Origin of the sequence: Bordetella genomosp. 2, from assembly GCF_002261345.1 — a bacterium.
Classification (GTDB): Bacteria; Pseudomonadota; Gammaproteobacteria; order Burkholderiales; family Burkholderiaceae_B; genus Bordetella_A.
Genome location: NZ_NEVT01000001.1, coordinates 39,465 through 56,992 on the forward strand (window position 1 = coordinate 39,465; position 17,528 = coordinate 56,992).

Consider the following 17,528-nt stretch of genomic DNA (forward strand, 5'->3'; position numbering starts at 1 on the left):
TGTCGTTGCTGACGTCGTTCTAGAACAAAATGGATAGCCCGCCATCCACGGCCAGGACTTGCCCATTGATATACGAGGCGGCTGGCGAGGCCAGGAAAACCGCGGCGCCCGCGATTTCTTCCGGGTCGCCCCAACGGCCCATGGGGTTGCGCGCCGCCAGGCGCTCGCGCACCGCGGCGTCGGTCACCATTTCCGCGTTGGTCTCGGTGGCGAAGGTGCCGGGGGCGATGGCGTTGCTGGTGATGCCCAGTGGCCCCAGCTCGGCGGCCAGCGCGCGCACCATGCCGGTGAGCCCCTGCTTGGCGGCCGGGTAGACCGCATCGCCCGCCCGCGCCAGTTCGCCGGCCACCGAGGTGATGGCGATGAGCCGCCCCGCGCGCTGGCGCACCATGCGCTCGGCGGCCTGCTTGGCCAGCAGCATGCCGGCCACCAGGTCGGTCTCGATGAGCGCGCGGATCTCGGCCGCCGATATGGCTTGCAGGGTCTTGCGGTTGCGGGCGCCGACATTGTTGACCAGGATGTCGAGGCGGCCGTGCTCGGCGTCCACCTGCGCGAAGGCGCGCGCCGTGGCGTCGTCGTCGCTCACGTCGAACGCCAGGGCCGAGGCCGCCAGGCCCTGGCCGCGCAACTGCTCCACGGCCGCCCGGACCGCGCCGGCATTGCGGCCGTTGATCAGCACGTGGGCGCCGCTGCCGGCCATGGCGCGCGCGATGCACAGGCCCAGGCCGCGCGCCGAGCCGGTCACCAGCGCCACCTGCCCGGCCAGCGAGAAGCGTTGCAGATAGGATTGGGAGGGCGAAGTCATGGCGTGGCCTCAGTCGCGGAATTCAGGCGCCCAGTGCAGCAGGCGGCGCTCCAGCCAGGTCACGCAATAGACCAGCGCAATGCCGACGATCGACAGCAGGGTCACGGCGGCGAACATGTCGGTGGCGTTGAGCGTGGCCAGCGCGGTGATCATCAGGTAGCCCATGCCGGTGGTCGAGCCGACGAATTCCGCCAGCACCACGCCGATCAGCGCGAAGCTGATCGCGTTGGGCAGCGCCGCGAAGGTCCACGCGGCGGCGGTGGGAATGCGCACGCGCCACAGGATCTGGCGCGGCGAGCCGCCCAGCGTGCGGCAGAAATCCACCAGCTCCCGTTCGACGCTGCGCCCGCCCTTGTAGGTGTTGAAGAACACCAGGAAGAACACCACGAACCACGACGTGACGACCTTGGAGGCCAGCCCCAGGCCGAAGAACATGGTGATGAGCGGCACGAACGCGATGCGCGGCATCGAATTGAAGGCCACGATGAACGGGTTGAACACGTCCGCCAGCATGCGGCTGCGGCTCAGCGTCATGCCGACCAGGAAGCCGCTGCCCACCCCGACCACCAGGCCCACCAGCGTCGCCCGCAGGGTCAGCAGCAAGTGCGGCCACACCGAGCGCGGGCCGGGCTGCAGCCATTCCCACAACCGTGCCGCCACGCGCGAAGGCTGGCTGATGAAGAAGGGATCGAACAGCGTGTTCTGCGCGAACCAGGGAATGCGCGTCAGGCCTTCCCAGCAGCCCAGGATGATGGCCAGGATCAATACCTGCCAGGCGGTCACGCGCAGCCGGCGCCGCAGGCCGGCGCGGCGGTCCTGGCGGATCTGGTCTTGCAGGGAGGTCATCGGGGCGGCGGACATGCGGCGGTGGCTCGACGTTGACAGGCCTCAGGCGGCGGCGCGGAATTGCTGGCCCAGCACGGCCCACAGGCTCTGGACATGGGCGGTGAACTGCGGGGTCTCGCGCAGGGTGAAGACGTCGCGCGGGTGCGCGATGGCGATGCGCTCGTCCAGCAGGACGCGGCTGGGCGGCCCCGATAGCACCACCACCCGGTCGGACAGCGTGATGGCCTCGTCCAGGTCGTGCGTGACCATGACGATGGTCTGCCCGAGCTTGCGCCAGATCTCGATGAGCTCGCGGTGCAGGTGCGTCTTGGTGTGCGTGTCCAGCGCGCCGAACGGTTCGTCCAGCAGCAGGATGCGCGGCTCGACGGCCAGGCTCATCAGCAGCGCCACGCGGCGGCGCATGCCGCCGGACAACTGGTGCGGATAGGCATCGGCGAACTGGCTCAGGTGGCCCAGTTCCAGCAGCTCGGCCACGCGCCGCTCGATGCGCGCGGCCGGCACGCCCTGGAACTTCAGGCCCAGCGCCACGTTCTTGCGCACGCTGAACCAGGGCAGCAGCGTGTCTTTCTGGAAAATGTAGCCGAGCGCCGGCGGCACCTGGCCGTCGACCGGCGCGCCGGCCACGCGGATGCTGCCCGTGGTGGGGGGCAGGAAGCCCGCGATCATGTTCAGCAGCGTGCTCTTGCCGCAGCCGGACGGACCCACGATGGACACGAATTCGCCGGCGGCGATCGTCAGCGACACCTCGCCCACCGCGTGCACCAGCCCGCCGCGCGCCTGGTACGCCTTGCCGACCCGGTCCAGTTCGATCATGGCGGCGCCCTACTTGGCCTGCCGCGCGCGCCGCACGAACGACATGTCCACGCAGGCCGCGTACGGGACCCGCTGCATTTCCTCGTTCGAGAACTGGCGGCCGTCGCCCATGATGGCGGCCATGCGCTGGTAGGCGTCCTCGGTGATGATGTTGTCCTTCAGGAAGACCGTCTGCTGGTAGACGCCCAGGGTTTTCTCGATGGCGGCGCGCGGAAAGGCGCTGAGGTAGTCGTCGTAGATCGCGTCGGTCAGTTCGGCCGCGCTGCTGGCGCTGATGAAGTCCTGGGCGCGCGCCATGGCCGTGACGAAGGCCTGCACGGTCTCGGGACGCTTCTGGATGGTTTCCTGCAGCGTCAGCGCGGCAATGCCGGGCACGTCGCCGCCCATGAACTCCTGCCACGAGGCCTCGGTGGTGGCGTCGAAGATCGGCACGCCCCAGCCTTCCTCGCGGGCCTGTTCCATCATCGACATGGTGGCCATGGTGGCCGACACCGAGCCGGTCTTGAGCGCGCCCAGCATGGTGGCCAGGTCGCCCAGCGGACGGATGTCGACCTGGTCGGCCACGCCCGCCTTCTGCATCAGGTACAGCGCCATCAGCCAGGTGCTCGATTGCGGCTGGGTGGCGCCCACGCGCTTGCCGGCCAGGTCCTTCAGGGTCTTGATCTTGCCGCTGTCGTAGTCGTCGCGCCGCACGATGATGTTGGCGTAGGTCAGCTTGCGGTCGAAGCCGAACACCAGGCTGGCGGGCTTGCCCGCCAGCGTCAGGGCCGGCGCGGCGGTGGCCGCGGTGGCGCCGAACAGGATCTGTCCCGAGGCCAGCATCTGCATGGTGCGCGGCCCGCTTTGCGAATTCAGGTATTCCACGTCCAGGCCCGCTTCGCCGAAGTAGCCTTGTTTGAGCGCCACGTACGCGGCGGCGAAGAACGGGTCGATGCTGCCCAGCCCGAACACCGCCTTGCCGTGCCTGGCCTGGGCGAACGCGGCGCGCGGCCCCAGCAGGCTGGCGGCGCCCAGGGCCCCGGCGGCGGCGAGGAAATCGCGGCGGGTCGAAAAGGCAGGGTGCGAACGGGGCGGCATGTCATCCTCGGTACGTTATTGGAATCGTCGTTTGACGATAACGATACCGCAAATGCCGGCCGGCCCGCGGCGGCGGCCCGGTCATCCGGCGTCCGCGCGCCCGGCGGCGGGGCGCGCGGGCCCCGGGGCCCGGGTCGTGCGGGGAGGCCGGGGCCTGAACGGCGGGCCTAGCTGTGAAGATTCAATAGGTTGTATGCATGGTTCATCCGAACCGGATTTGAGAAACTGGAAATCGCCAAACCCCCAGTTCACTCAAGGAGTCCGGCCGGATGAACACCCATAAGCATGCCCGACTGACGTTCATACGTCGACTTGAAATGGTCCAACAACTGACCGCCAAGCAATTAAGCGCTCCCGAGGCAGCCGTGGTCTATGGGGTGACTGCGCCCACGGTACGCAAGTGGCTGGGGCGGTTCCTGGCCCAAGGCCAGGCGGGCCTGGCCGACGCGTCCTCGCGCCCGGCGGTCTCGCCCCGAGCGATTGCCCCGGCCAAGGCGCTGGCCATCGTGGAGCTGCGCCGCAAGCGGCTGACCCAGGCGCGCATCGCACAGGCCCTGGGCGTGTCCGCCAGCACCGTCAGCCGGGTCCTGGCTCGGGCCGGGCTGTCGCGCCTGGCCGATCTGGAGCCTGCCGAGCCGGTGGTGCGCTACGAACACTCGGCCCCAGGCGAGTTGTTGCATATCGACATCAAGAAGCTGGGCCGCATCCAGCGCCCCGGCCATCGCGTCACGGGCGATCGGCGCGATACCGTCGAGGGAGCTGGCTGGGACTACGTCTTCGTGGCCATCGACGACCACGCTCGCGTGGCTTTTACCGATATCCATCCCGATGAACGTAGCCCCAGCGCATGCCAGTTCCTACGGGATGCCGCGTCTTATTACGCCGCCCTGGGCGTGACCATCAAGCGGCTGCTGACCGACAACGGCTCGGCCTTCCGTAGCCATGCCTTCGCCGCCTTGTGCCGCCAATTGGGCATCAAACACCGCTTCACGCGCCCTTATCGGCCCCAGACCAATGGCAAGGCCGAGCGGTTCATCCAGTCGGCATTGCGAGAGTGGGCCTATGCCTACACCTATCAAAACTCACAGCACCGAGCCCTGGCCATGAATTCCTGGTTACACCACTACAACTGGCATCGACCTCACCAGGGCATCGGACGCGCCACACCCATCTCCAGACTCAACCTGGTTGGATACAACGTCTTGACACTTCACACCTAGCCGGCCGCTTTCTTGGCGGCCTTCTTGGCGGGCGTCTTCTTGGCCGCCGTTTTCTTGGCGGCGGTTTTCTTCGCGGCCGTCTTGGCGGCCGTCTTGGCGCCCGCCGCGGTCTTGGCCGCGGTCTTGGTCGCCGTCTTGGCCGGGGCCCGGCCGGCCTTGCCGGTGCGCGGCTCGAACTCGAAGCCGATCTTGCCGTCCGGCTGGCGCACCAGGAAGGCCTTGAACTTGCGATGGGTGCGGCTGGACACGAAGCCGTCGAGCAGGTCGGTGCGGCCGTCCGCCAGCAGCTTGTGCATCTGCTCGCGCGAGATCTCCTGCTGCAGGATGATCTTGCCCGACCGGAAATCGCAGGTCTTGTCCGGGCCTACCGATTTTTCGCACACATAGCTCAGGCCATGCTCGAACACCCGCGAGGCGCATTTCGGGCAGGCGCCCACCGGCGTATGGCCGGAGAAGTCCACCGGCTCGTCGTCCTCGTCGTCTTTCTGGCCGAAGTCGAATTCCAGCTTGTATTCGTCGCTGATGCGCAGGATGGCGGCGAACGGCCGGCCCATCTTGCTGATGAAGCCCTGCAGCGGGCCGATTTCGCGCTTGGCCAGCAGTTCCTCGACTTCCGGCAGCTCGAAGGTGCGGCCGCCCGGGTGCTTGCCGATGGAGAAGTCGCACTGGGTGCAGGCATAGCGGCGGTAGTTTTCCTTGACCACGCCGCCGCACTTGGGGCACGGCGTCTGCAGGGTGGCGTAGTCGCCCGGCACGGTGTCGCGTTCGTATTCCTTGGCGCGCTTGACGATGACCTGGGTCATCTGGGCGATCTCGCGCATGAACGCATCGCGGCCCAGGCCGCCCTGCTCGATCTGCTTGAGCTTGTGCTCCCATTCGCCGGTGAGTTCGGGCGAGGTCAGTTCGGTGACGTCCAGCCCGGCCAGCAGGGTCATGAGCTGGCGCGCCTTGGCGGTGGGCACCAGGTCGCGCCCTTCGCGGCGCAGGTAGCCTTCGCCCAGCAGGCCTTCGATGATGCCGGCGCGCGTGGCCGGCGTGCCCAGGCCGCGCTCGGACATGGCTTCGCGCAGTTCTTCGTCGTCGACCAGCTTGCCGGCGCCTTCCATGGCCGACAGCAGCGTGGCTTCGTTGTAGCGCGCGGGCGGCTTGGTGGCCAGGCCGACGGCCTCGACGTCTTCGGTGCGCACGGTCTCGCCGTCGGCCACCGGCACCAGGTTGGCGTCTTCGCCCTGGGCCTCCTTGCCGTATACGGCCAGCCAGCCCGGCGCCACCAGCACCTTGCCTTCGGTCTTGAAATGATGCCCCTGCACTTCGGTGATGCGGGTCGTGACGCGGTACTCGGCGGCCGGGAAGAACACCGCCAGGAAGCGCTTGAGCACCAGGTCGTAGAGCTTGGCCTCGGCTTCGCTGAGATCGTGCGGGATCTGCAGCGTGGGGATGATGGCGAAGTGGTCCGATACCTTCTTGTTGTCGAAGATCCGCCGGTTCGGCTTGACCCAGTTCTGGGCCACCACCGTGCCGGCATGCCGGGCCAGCTGCCCGACGGCGTTGGAGCCGCCCTTGGCCAGCGCCTGCATGGTGTCGCGCACGGTGCCGAGGTAGTCCTCGGGCAGGTAGCGCGAATCGGTACGCGGGTAGGTCAGCGCCTTGTGGCGTTCGTAGAGGGTCTGGGCCAGCGCCAGGGTGGTCTTGGCGGAAAAGCCGAACCGGCCGTTGGCGTCGCGCTGCAGCGAGGTCAGGTCGTACAGGGCCGGCGACATCTGGGTCGACGGCTTGGATTCCTCGGTGACGCTGCCCGGCTGCTCGCGGCAGGCGGCGACCACGCTTTGCGCGGCCGCCTGCGACCACAGGCGCGATTCGCGCTTCTCGGGGTCGCGTTCGTCTTTCTTGAAGTCGGGGTCGATCCAGCGGCCCTGGTACAGGCCGGCGGCCGCCACGAAGGTGGCGTGCACTTCCCAGTAGTCGCGCGGCACGAAGGCGCGGATGCGCTCCTCGCGCTCGGCCACGATGGCCAGCGTGGGGGTTTGCACCCGGCCCACCGGCGTCTTGAAGAAACCGCCGTCCTTGCTGTTGAAGGCGGTCATGGCGCGCGTGCCGTTGATGCCGACCAGCCAGTCGGCCTCGGCGCGCGAGCGGGCGGCGGCTTCCAGGGGCTTGAGCTGGGCGTCGTCGCGCAGGTTGGCGAAGGCTTCGCGGATGGCGGCCTGGGTCATGGACTGCAGCCACAGCCGCTTGATGGGCTTCTTCACCCCGGCGTACTGGATGATGTAGCGGAAGATCAGTTCGCCCTCGCGCCCGGCGTCACAGGCGTTGATGAGCGAATCCACGTCCTTGCGCTTGGCCAGCCGGACCAGCAGCTTCAGGCGCTCGGCGGATTTCTTGTCGGCCGGGCCGAGCTCGAACTCGGGCGGGATGACCGGCAAGTGCGCGAAGCTCCATTTGCCCTTGACGGGGTCGTTGGGCGCGACAAGGCCGAGCAAATGCCCGATACTGGAGGCCAGCACGTAACGTTCGCTTTCAAAATAGTCGCCCTCGCGCGCGAAGCCTCCCAGGGCGCGTGATATATCCAGGGCTACCGAGGGCTTCTCGGCAATAATCAGCGTTTTGCTCATGTGTATCCAGTGGCGGTGGACCCGCCGGTGTAGCGCGGATGATACGAGGGGAGATTCGCCGCATGCAAGTCGGGGCTGAAGGACAAGCGGGATCGGAACTGCATGCCTGGCGCCAGTTCCTGGCCCGCGGCACGCTGTGGCTGGGGGTGTGGTTGCTGGGCAGCGCGGCGATTTGCTGGGTCGCCGCCAATTGGCAGGACATGTCGAAGTTCCAGCGTTTCGCCGGGGCCCAGGTGCTGCTGGCGCTGTGCGTGGCCGCGGCTGCCTGGGCCGGCTGGCGCCTGCGCGGCGCGGCGGGCGCCAGCCGCCATGCGCCGGGCGCGCTGCTGGCGCTGGCCGGCCTGCTGCTGGGCGCCCTGCTGGCCTTGCTGGGCCAGACCTACCAGACCGGCGCCGATACCTGGGAGCTTTTCGCCTGGTGGGCGCTGCTGTTGCTGCCCTGGGCGCTGGCCGCCGGCAGCCAGGCCGTCTGGCTGCTGTGGGTGGTAGTGCTCAATGTGGCGGCCATATTCTATTTAGGGGAGCGCGGCACGTTCTGGTGGCTGGCCGGCCCCAGCCTGCCCAATCTGCTGCTGGCGGCGCTGAACCTGGTCATGCTGGCCACCTGGGAATGCGCCGTCTGGCGCCGGCGTGCCGGCGCCCGGGTCGGGCCGCGCGTGCTGGCGACCCTGGCCGTCGGGGTGCTGGTGCTGGCCCTGACTTTCGGCGATTCGGTGCTGGAACACCTGGGCACCGTGAACGGCCTGGCGTGGGTCGTGGTCTCCCTGGGGCTGGGCTATTACTACCAGCGGGCGCGGCGCGACCTGCTGGTCCTGGCCATGCTGGCCGCCGGCGCCATCTGCGTGTCGCTGCGCCTGGCGGGCGAATGGCTGCTGAACCTGGAACCGGGCCCGTGGGCGATCCTGCCGCTGGCCGGCCTGCTCATGGCCGAGGCCGTGTGGGCGGCCCGCTGGCTGCGCCGCCTGGCCGCCCAGCCGCCGGCCGGCCGCCCCCTGGCCGATGCCGAACCGGCCGGCGCCTCCGCCGGCAATGCGGTGGCGCCGGGCGACGCCAGTGGCGCCGTGGTGGAGCTGGCCGATCCGGCTGCCGAGCCGCAGTTCGGCCCGGCCTGGTATGTGCAAGGCCTGCTCGGCCTGAGCGCCTGGCTTGCCACCTTGCTGCTGTTGCTGTTCCTGTTCCTGTCCGGCGCGGTCCAGTCCCAGCAAGGGGCGATGGTGATGGGCCTGGTGCTGTGCGCCGTGGCGGTGGCCGTGCTGCGCACCGATGCCGGGCCGTTCTGGCGCCAGTGCGCCACGGCCATGGGCTTTGCCGGGCAGATCCTGGTGGCATTCGGCCTGTCCGCGTCCGATTCGCTGCTCAATGCCTGCGCTTTCGTGCTGCTGCTCGGCGTGGCGGTCTACGCGCTGGCGCCCGAGGCGTTGCTGCGCTTCCTCAGCGCCTGGATGATCGCGCTGGCGCTGGCCGGGCTGATCTGGCTGGGGCTGGTGCCGGAACTGATGTACGACGACCTGCTGGGCGCCTGGCTGGATTTCGATACGGTGCGCGCCGCGTTCGTCTGGCTGCCGGTGGCGGTGGCCGGCGCCTGGACCGCCGCCGCGGCCTTCTGCGTGGGGCATCGCCTGGCGCACACGCGGCCCAATGCGCTGCTGCCGCTGGCCTGGGCATTCGTGCTGGCGGTGCAGGGCATGGTGTGGCTGGCGGGCGGCACGTCCATTACCCGCCTGCCGGTGATATGGCAATTGAACCCGGTGACGGCGCTGCTGACGGTGGCCGGGGCGCTGCTGCCGGTGGCCTGCGCCATGGCGGTGTTGTGGCCGCGGCGCCGCCTGCTGACCCCCGGCGTGCTGTGGGGCGTGCCCCTGGGCCTGGCCGCGCTGGCGCTGTTCTGGCTGCCCAGCCCCGGCATCGCCTTCGCACTGGCGTGGATGATCCTCGGCTTCGGGCTGAACCGCTCGCGCTTGACCATCTTCGGCGGCTTCAGCCTGCTGGCGTACTTGCTGGTCTATTACTATCAGCTGCAAGTCCCGCTGCTGGAGAAGGCCCTGTGGCTGGCCGGCGCCGCGCTGCTGCTGTTCCTGCTGCGGGCGCTGGTGTGGCTGGTGCCGCGCCTGATGCGCACGGCCCCGCCGGCCGCCGCCGCGCCGGGGCCGGCGTCGCCGGCCTTGCGCTGGCGCACCGCCGTGGTGCTGGGCGGGCTGGTGCTGGCCCTGGGCGTCGTCAATGGCGCCATCTGGCAGCGCGAGAACCTGCTCGCCCACGGCCGGGTGGCCATCCTGGAACTGGCGCCGGTCGATCCGCGTTCGCTCATGCAGGGCGACTACATGGCGCTGCGGTTCGCGGCGGGCAACGAAGTGATGCGGCAGCGCCTGGACCGCGCCGGCTCCGACGCGCCGCAGTCGATCGACGGCTTCGTGGTGCTGGTGCCCGACAGCGAGGGCGTGGCGCAGGTGGCGCGCATCCAGGAAGCCGCGCAGCCGCATGCCAGCCATGAAATCCTCCTGCGCTATCGGCTGCGCGCCGAGGGCGTGCGCATTGTCACGAACGCGTATTTCTTTCCCGAAGGCCAGGCCGACCGCTATGCGGCGGCACGCTACGGCGAGGTGCGGGTCGGCGACGACGGGACCGGCCTGCTGGTGCGCATGCTGGGGGCCGACCGGCAGCCGCTGTAGCGGCGCGGCGGCCCGGCCGCGGGCCTGGCCCGCCGCCGTGCGGCATCGGCCTCAGCGCGCCCCTGCCGGCCCGGCGATGCCGAAGCGGGCCGCCCACTGCCCGGTGGCCTGCGCCAGGAAGGCGGCCGGCTCAGCGGCCGCGCACGGCTCGAAACCCAGCGCCTGCCAGGCTCGCGCCAACATTGCCAGCGGCTGCGCGCTGTCGAGCGGCGCGGCGCCATTCTGCTTGGACAGTTTCAGGCCGGTGGCCGGGTCCACCACCAGGGGCACGTGCATGACGCGCGGCGGCGCCGCGTCCAGCAGCCGGGCCAGCACGCGCTGGCGCGCGGTGGAACTGAGCAGGTCGGCGCCCCGCACGATGTCGGTGATGCCCTGCGCGGCGTCGTCCACCACCACGGCCAGCTGGTAAGCCCACAGGCCGTCGGCCCGGCGCAGCACGAAATCGCCTACCGCCTGGGCCACGTCCTGTTCCTGCGGACCCAGCCAGCGGTCTGTGAAGCGCTCGACGCCCGCGGGCACGCGCAACCGCCAGGCGCGCGCCTGGCGGCCGGGCGGCAGGCCATGGCGGCAGGTGCCGGGATAGGGGCGCTCGCCGTCCAGCGCCGGGCCAGGGCCGCGCAGGGAAGAGTCGGCGATCTCGCGCCGGGTGCAGCCGCAGCCGTAGACCAGGCCGCGCGCCGCCAGGGCATCGAAAGCCTGCTGATAGGCGGCGCCGCGCCGCGATTGCCAGAGTATCTCGCCGTCCCAGTGCAGCCCCAGCGCGCGCAACTGGGCCATGATGACCTCGGCCGCGCCGGCCACGGTGCGGGGGGTGTCGACGTCTTCGACGCGCAGCAGCCAGCGGCCGCCGTGGGCGCGCGCGTCCAGCCAGCTGGCCAGCGCGGCCACCAGCGAACCCAGGTGCAGGGGCCCGCTCGGGCTGGGAGCGAAGCGGCCGACGTACGGCCTGTTCACACTAGCAGGAACCACGCACTGCTCGGGTCGCGGGCGGCGGCCTCAGTGGAGCCGGCGCGTGCCGTCGTCGTCCAGCAGTTCCTCGAGGACCAGGTTGTCGATCTCGGCTTCCTGGCTCCACAGGACCATCAGGGCGATGATCTTGATCTTGGCCAGCGACACCGGCGTCTCGGGCGCCGCCAGGGCGCGGTCGATGACGATCTCGCGCAGGGGGGCGGGCAGCACGCCGGCGGATTCGAGGAAGGCGATGAAACCGATGGATTCGGTGCCGAGCTGCTGGTATTCGGCGTCGGTGTAGATGCGGATGCCGGTGCTGGGCGCCTGGGCCAGGTCTACACAGCGTTCGGTGGTTTCGGCCAGGCCGTAGAGCCAGCCGAGTGCGTCGTCGATGTCTTCGTGCTCGAAGCCGGCGGCCGCGAGGCGCTTGGCGAGAACGTCGGCCGCGGGACAGGCTTGCGGCGTGTAGTAGTTTTCGAACAGATAAACGAGGATGTCGAACATATGGCGCATTGTCGTGCCAGTTTGCACAGTCGGCCCGCATATCGGCAAACCAGCAAACATGCATTTAACTGTACGCTGAATCGTCATCCGGGGCAACTTCGTTGCCCGGGGTTGGCGATATACAACGGATCGCCGCGCCGGATTTCCCTGGGCGCGGCGCGGGGTCCGACCCCCGATAAAGCCGTCCCCTTTTTCATGCCGCCGGCAGTGTTTTCTGGGCGCGCAGTTGCGTCAACTGGTGGATGAACACCGGCAGGCAGACCGCCAGTCCCAGCAGTCCGCTGGCCAGCCCGGGCATGATGGTCAACAGCGCGCCGACCACGCACAGCCAGCGCTCCCATGTCTTCATGCGCACCAGCAGGTAGCGCGACAAGGCTGCCGACAACAGGACCAGGCCGACCATGCAGCCCAGCAGGGTCACGAAGAACGCATGCCACGTGAAGCCCTGCACCGAGATCAGCAGCGAGGGCGAGAACACGAATACGAACGGCACGATGAGCTTGGTGATGCCCAGCCGGAACGCGGTGTTGCCGGTCCGGAAGGGGTCGCTGCCCGCCATGCCGGCGGCGGCGTAGGCCGCCAGCGCGACCGGCGGGGTGATATCGGCCAGGATGCCGAAATAGAACACGAAGAAGTGCGCGGCAATCGGCTGCACGCCCAGTTGCACCAGCGTGGGGGCGGCCACCGCCACCATGATCAGGTAATTGGCGGTGGTCGGGATGCCGCAGCCCATCAGGATGCACACGATGCCGGTCATGACCAGGGCCGCCACCAGCGTCAGGGTCTGGGCATTGGCGAGGGCATCCGGGATGAACGCGCCCAGGCCGCCGGCGATCGCCTGCGCCGCGCTGATGACGATATACGACACCTTGAAGCCCACGCCGGTCAGCGTGACCACGCCGATCACCAGCCCGACCGTGCCGGCCGCCGCGCCGACCGCCAGCGCGTACTTCGCGCCGGTTTCGAACGAGTCGTACAGGTCGCGCAGCTTGATGCGCTGGTATGGATTGAGCAGGCCCACCAGGATGCAGCCGGTGATGCCGGCGAACGCCGCCAGGTAGGGCGTGCGGCCGCTGGCCAGCACGGTGATCAGCGCCGCCAGCGGCAGCAGCGTGGGCCAGCGGCGCTTGAACGAATCGCGCAGGTCCGGCATCTCGTCGGCGCGCAGGCCGCGCAGGCCTTCGCGCTTGGCCTCGAAATGCACCTGCATGAACATGCCGAAGAAGTACAGGAAGGCCGGGAAGATGCCCGCCAGGATGATCTGCTGGTAGGGAATGTCGAGGAACTCGATCATCAGGAACGCGGCCGCGCCCATGATCGGCGGCGTGATCTGCCCACCGGTGCTGGACGCCGCTTCGACGCCCGCCGCGAAATGGCGCGGATAGCCGATGCGGATCATGGCCGGGATGGTCAGCGAGCCCACCGTCACCGCATTGGCGACCGACGAGCCGGACAGCATGCCGAACATCGCCGAGCCGAACACCGACACCTTGGCCGGCCCGCCCGCGTAGCGGCCGGCGACGGTCGAGGCCACGTCCAGGAACAGCTGGCCGAGGCCGATGCGGCTGGCCAGCACGCCGAACAGCACGAAATGGAACACGTAGGTCGCCACCACCCCGACCGCCACGCCGTAAATGCCCTGGCTGGTCAGGTACATGTGGTTGACGATCTGCGGCCAGCTGTTGCCGGCGTGCTTGAGCAGCCCCGGGAAGAGCGGGCCGAAGGCGGCATAGGCCAGGAACACCAGCGCGATGATGGGCAGCGGCCAGCCCATCGCGCGGCGCGTGCCTTCCAGCAGGCCGACGATGAGCACCGTGCCCATGAATACGTCCATGGGCAGCGGGTTGCCGACGCGGAACGCCAGGTCTTCGAAGATGTACGGGATGTACAGCACGCTGAACGCCAGCGCGATGGCGATGAGCCAGTCGTACAGCGGCACGCCGCCGGGCGCGAGCAGCGTCGAGCGCGGCTCGCGCTGGTAGTGCGCCTTGCTGAAGCCGAACACCAGGAAGATCAGGCTGAGCACGAAAGCCAGGTGCACGCCGCGGTGCGTGGCCTCGCGCAGCAGGCCGAAGCCGGCGGTGTAGTAATGGAACAGCGACAGCGACACGAGCAGGATCGAGACGATCCAGGTGGCGGTCTTGGCCAATGGCCGGAAGCGGATTTCGGAGTCGAATTTCTCCGCCAGTTTCTGGGTCTGCTCGTGGTTGATTTCCATCGCTTGGCCTTGTCAGCAAAAGCCGCGTGCCGGATCCCTGTCCGGCGCGTTGCTCGCTTCAGTGAGCGTCGCCCCTTGGGGGGGAGGCGCCAAGCGCCTCGGGGGGGTCATAGCAAACCGGCTTCTTTGTAGAACTTCTCGGCGCCCGGATGGAAGGGAATGCCGGCGCCCTTGACGGCGTTTTCCTTGGTGATCAGCTTGCCCTTGGCGTGGCCATTGTCCAGCACCTTGCGGGTGGCGTCGCTGTACATCGCCTTGGTGATGTCGTAGATGGTCTGCTCCGACATTTTGGTGGACGTGACCATCTGGGCGTTCACGGAGATGGTCTGCACCTCGCCGATGCCCTGGTACAGGCCGGCGGCGATGGTGTCGGGCGTGAAGAACTGCTGCTGGCTGCGCAGCTTGTCGATCTCCGGGCCGACGATGGGCACCAGCTCGATGCCCGCGCCGCTGGAGGCCAGTTCGGCGATGGCGCCGGCCGGCGCTCCGCCCACGAAGAAGAACGCATCCAGGCCGCCATCGCGCAGCTTGTCGCCGGCCTGGTTGGGCTTGAGGTATTCGGCCTCGATGTCCTTGTCGGTCATGCCGAAGGCGCCCAGAATCAGGCGCACGTCGACCAGCGTGCCCGAGCCGGGTTCGTCCATGGACACGCGCTTGCCGCGCAGGTCGGCCACCGACTTGATGCCGGAGCCCTTGCGCGCCACCAGGTGGATGCTCTCGGGATACAGGGTGGCGACCAGGCGCAGGCTCTCGGCCTTGGGCTTGCCGTCGAAGGTGCCGGTGCCTGTGTAGGCCCAGTAGGCCACATCGGATTGCGTGAAACCGGCTTCCAGCGAACCGCCCAGCACGCCGTTGATATTGGCCACCGAGCCGTTCGAGGCCACCGCGGTGGCGATCAGCTTGCCGGGCTGCGAGATGGCATTGGCGATCATGCCGCCTACGGGATAGTAGGTGCCGGCCGTGCCGCCGGTGCCGATGCGGAAGAACTGTTGCGCATGGGCAGGCCCGGCCGCGCCGGCCACCGCCAAGGCGATCGCCAGGGTCTTGATCCAGCTTTTCAAGGACATGAAGCTTCTCCAGGTAGGGCGCCGCCGGACCGCTGCGCGACACGAGCCGCCCTCGGGAGGCGGCGCGGCGCAGGCGCAGCGCGCGGGCCGTTGTTTTTTGATCCCCGCAGATTTTGTCACGCTGGACCGCCCGCCACGCCTAGGGTTTGCCTGGGGATACACTACGCGCATGTCTTTGCGGCGGGGCGCGCTGGCGCCCGTCGTGTTCGTACGAAAAGGAAGCGCACATTCCATGGCCGCCATCCCCGCTGCCCCCATCCCGACATTGCCGCCCGCGGCCGCGCCGGGCGACGCCCTGGAGCAGGTCGACACGCCCAGCCTGGTGCTGGACCTGGACGCCTTCGAAGCGAACCTGCGGCTGATGCAGGCCTGGGCCGACCGCCATGGCGTGGCCCTGCGGCCGCACGCCAAGGCGCACAAGTGCCCGGAGATCGCGCGGCGCCAGCTGGCGCTGGGCGCGCGCGGCATCTGCTGCCAGAAGGTCAGCGAGGCGCTGCCGTTCGTGGCGGCCGGCATCACCGACGTGCATATCAGCAACCAGGTGGTGGGACCGGCCAAGCTGGCCCTGCTGGCCCAACTGGCGCGCGCCGCGCGCCTCAGCGTGTGCGTGGACGACCCGGCCAACCTGGCGGCCATCTCGGCTGCCATGGCGCAGGCCGGGGCGCAGGTCGAGGTGCTGGTCGAGGTCGACGTGGGCCAGGGCCGCTGCGGAGTGGCCGACACGGCCGCCGTGCTGGCGCTGGCGCGCCAGGCCCGCGACCTGCCCGGTGTGGCGTTCGCCGGCCTGCAGGCCTATCACGGCTCGGTGCAGCATGTGCGCGATCGCGCCGGGCGCGCCGCGGTGGCCGCCCGCGCCGCGGCGGCGGCGGCCGGGTACGCCGACAGCCTGCGCGCGGCCGGCATTGCCTGCGACCGCATTACCGGCGCGGGCACCGGCAGCGCGGAATTCGACGCCCCTTCCGGCGTGTACACCGAACTGCAGGCCGGCTCGTACGCGTTCATGGATGGCGACTACGGCGCCAACGAATGGTCCGGCCCGTTGGCTTTCCGCCACAGCCTGTTCCTGCTGACCACCGTGATGAGCGTGCCCGCCGCCGGCCGCGCCATCGTCGACGCCGGCCTCAAATCGACCACGGTGGAATGCGGCCCGCCCCAGGTGGCCGGCCGGGCCGGGCTGCACTACGCGGCGGCCAACGACGAGCATGGCGTGCTGAAACTGGCGCCAGACGCGGCCGTGCGCCTGGGCGAGACCTTGCTGCTGGTGCCCTCGCACGTCGATCCGACCTTCAACCTGCACGACAGCCTGGTCGCCTACCGCGACGGCGTGGTCGAGGACGTCTGGGCCATCGCGGCCCGCGGCCTGAGCCGATGACCGGCCGGCGGGGGCGCGCCGCCCCGCCGGCGGTAGCCAGACGGTGCTAAATTCTTTGTTTTCCACCCCCCTCTCGTTTTCCCCTATTCCGTAGGAACCGCCATGGAATTCAGCCAGTTCAACGTCAACGCCCTCATGGAGATCACCTCCCGCCCGGACCTGGTGTTCGTGCGAGGCCAGGGCTCGTGGCTCGAGGACCATGCCGGCAAGCGATACCTGGATTTCGTGCAGGGCTGGGCGGTCAACACGCTGGGCCATTGCGCGCCCGAAATGAAGCGCGCGCTGCTCGAGCAGGCCGACAAGCTGATGAACCCGTCGCCGGCGTTCTACAACCAGCCGTCCATCGACCTGTCGCTGCGCCTGACCGGCGCCTCGTGCTTCGACCGCGTGTTCTTCGCCAACAGCGGCGCCGAGGCCAACGAAGGCGCCATCAAGCTGGCGCGCAAGTGGGGCCGCGTCAAGCGCAACGGCGCGTACAAGATCATCACCATGAACCACGGCTTCCACGGCCGCACCCTGGCCACCATGTCGGCCTCGGGCAAGCCGGGCTGGGACACGATGTTCGCGCCGCAGGTCGAGGGCTTCCCCAAGGCCGAGCTCAATGACCTGGATTCGGTGCGGGCCCTGATCGACGCCCAGACCGTGGCCATCATGCTCGAGCCCGTGCAGGGCGAGGCCGGCGTCATGCCCGCCACGCGCGAGTTCATGCAGGGCCTGCGCAAGCTGGCCGACGAGCACGGCCTGCTGCTGATCGTCGACGAAGTCCAGACCGGCATGGGCCGCACCGGCTCGCTGTTCGCCTACCAGCAGTTCGACGTGGTGCCCGACATCATGACCCTGGCCAAGGGTATCGGCGGCGGCGTGCCGCTGGCCGCGCTGCTGGCGCGCCAGGACGTCTGCGTGTTCGCGCACGGCGACCAGGGCGGCACCTACAACGGCAACCCGCTGATGGCGGCGGTGGGCGTGGCGGTGTTCGACACGCTGACCGCGCCAGGCTTCATGGAGACGGTGCGCGAGCGCGCCAAGCAGCTGTCCGAAGGCCTGCTGGCGCTGTCGGCCAAATGGAACATGGGCGGCGAGCGCGGCATGGGCCTGCTGCGCGCCCTGGTGCTCGACCGCGAGGACGGCCCCGCCATCGTCGAGGCCGCGCGCAAGCTGTCGCCGCAAGGCCTGCTGCTGAACGCGCCGCGCGGCAACCTGCTGCGCTTCATGCCGGCGCTGAACGTCACCGCCGAGGAAATCGAGCAGATGCTGGCCCAGCTCGATGGCGTGATCGGCGCCCTGCGCAAGAGCTGAGCACAGGGGAAACGTGTCAGACACCCTCTGGGTGTCAGACGCCTCACGACACTATCATTACAGGCATTGAACAGGTGT

At 69.2% G+C, this 17,528-nt stretch carries 13 protein-coding genes; 4 read left to right on the forward strand and 9 right to left on the reverse strand.

Features of this window, described 5'->3' with window-relative positions:
- Positions 1-19 precede the first annotated feature (19 nt).
- From CAL24_RS00195 to CAL24_RS00210, 4 genes are read right to left on the reverse strand one after another with little or no spacing between them, the layout of a single operon-like run.
- Complete coding sequence (locus CAL24_RS00195) at positions 20-805, reverse strand: SDR family oxidoreductase (protein WP_028353838.1); 786 nt, start codon at positions 803-805, stop codon at positions 20-22.
- Between the two features lie 9 nt (positions 806-814).
- Positions 815-1,666, reverse strand: a complete 852-nt coding sequence (locus CAL24_RS00200; protein ID WP_038853299.1) for an ABC transporter permease — start codon at positions 1,664-1,666, stop codon at positions 815-817.
- A 27-nt stretch (positions 1,667-1,693) separates the two neighbouring features.
- On the reverse strand, positions 1,694-2,464 hold the full coding sequence (locus CAL24_RS00205) for an ABC transporter ATP-binding protein (RefSeq protein ID WP_028353836.1): 771 nt from the start codon (positions 2,462-2,464) through the stop codon (positions 1,694-1,696).
- A 9-nt stretch (positions 2,465-2,473) separates the two neighbouring features.
- Positions 2,474-3,541, reverse strand: a complete 1,068-nt coding sequence (locus CAL24_RS00210; protein WP_094805432.1) for an ABC transporter substrate-binding protein — start codon at positions 3,539-3,541, stop codon at positions 2,474-2,476.
- 269 nt (positions 3,542-3,810) lie between these two features.
- On the opposite strand from CAL24_RS00210, the gene CAL24_RS00220 reads away from it, so the two are divergent.
- The gene (locus tag CAL24_RS00220; RefSeq protein ID WP_094805434.1) at positions 3,811-4,761 is read left to right on the forward strand and encodes an IS481 family transposase; all 951 of its coding nucleotides are present in this window, start codon (positions 3,811-3,813) and stop codon (positions 4,759-4,761) included.
- Here the strand turns inward: CAL24_RS00220 and CAL24_RS00225 are convergent.
- Positions 4,758-7,373, reverse strand: coding sequence for a DNA topoisomerase III (locus CAL24_RS00225; protein ID WP_094805435.1), 2,616 nt, complete (start codon positions 7,371-7,373; stop codon positions 4,758-4,760). The two genes, CAL24_RS00220 and CAL24_RS00225, sit on opposite strands and share 4 nt — an antisense overlap.
- Positions 7,374-7,435: 62 nt before the next feature.
- Between CAL24_RS00225 and CAL24_RS00230 the strand changes: the two genes are divergently transcribed.
- Complete coding sequence (locus CAL24_RS00230) at positions 7,436-10,042, forward strand: GDYXXLXY domain-containing protein (protein WP_094805436.1); 2,607 nt, start codon at positions 7,436-7,438, stop codon at positions 10,040-10,042.
- A gap of 51 nt (positions 10,043-10,093) precedes the next feature.
- Here the strand turns inward: CAL24_RS00230 and gluQRS are convergent, their stop codons facing one another.
- From gluQRS to CAL24_RS00250, 4 genes are all read right to left on the reverse strand, one after another.
- A complete protein-coding gene (gene gluQRS / locus CAL24_RS00235; protein WP_249278451.1) occupies positions 10,094-10,996 on the reverse strand; it encodes a tRNA glutamyl-Q(34) synthetase GluQRS in 903 nt (300 codons plus the stop codon).
- A 42-nt stretch (positions 10,997-11,038) separates the two neighbouring features.
- Positions 11,039-11,497: a DUF494 family protein gene (locus CAL24_RS00240; protein WP_028353831.1), complete on the reverse strand. Its 459-nt coding sequence runs from the start codon at positions 11,495-11,497 to the stop codon at positions 11,039-11,041.
- 193 nt (positions 11,498-11,690) lie between these two features.
- Positions 11,691-13,715 (reverse strand): TRAP transporter permease, encoded by a 2,025-nt coding sequence (locus tag CAL24_RS00245; protein WP_094805438.1) that lies wholly within the window; start codon positions 13,713-13,715, stop codon positions 11,691-11,693.
- Between the two features lie 107 nt (positions 13,716-13,822).
- Positions 13,823-14,782: a TAXI family TRAP transporter solute-binding subunit gene (locus CAL24_RS00250; RefSeq protein ID WP_028353829.1), complete on the reverse strand. Its 960-nt coding sequence runs from the start codon at positions 14,780-14,782 to the stop codon at positions 13,823-13,825.
- Between the two features lie 232 nt (positions 14,783-15,014).
- Here CAL24_RS00250 and CAL24_RS00255 point away from each other — a divergent pair, with 232 nt between their 5' ends.
- Together CAL24_RS00255 and CAL24_RS00260 are read left to right on the forward strand one after the other, a co-directional pair.
- Positions 15,015-16,154, forward strand: coding sequence for a DSD1 family PLP-dependent enzyme (locus CAL24_RS00255; RefSeq protein WP_028353828.1), 1,140 nt, complete (start codon positions 15,015-15,017; stop codon positions 16,152-16,154).
- A gap of 102 nt (positions 16,155-16,256) precedes the next feature.
- Positions 16,257-17,450 (forward strand): acetylornithine transaminase, encoded by a 1,194-nt coding sequence (locus CAL24_RS00260; RefSeq protein ID WP_028353827.1) that lies wholly within the window; start codon positions 16,257-16,259, stop codon positions 17,448-17,450.
- Positions 17,451-17,528: the final 78 nt, after the last annotated feature.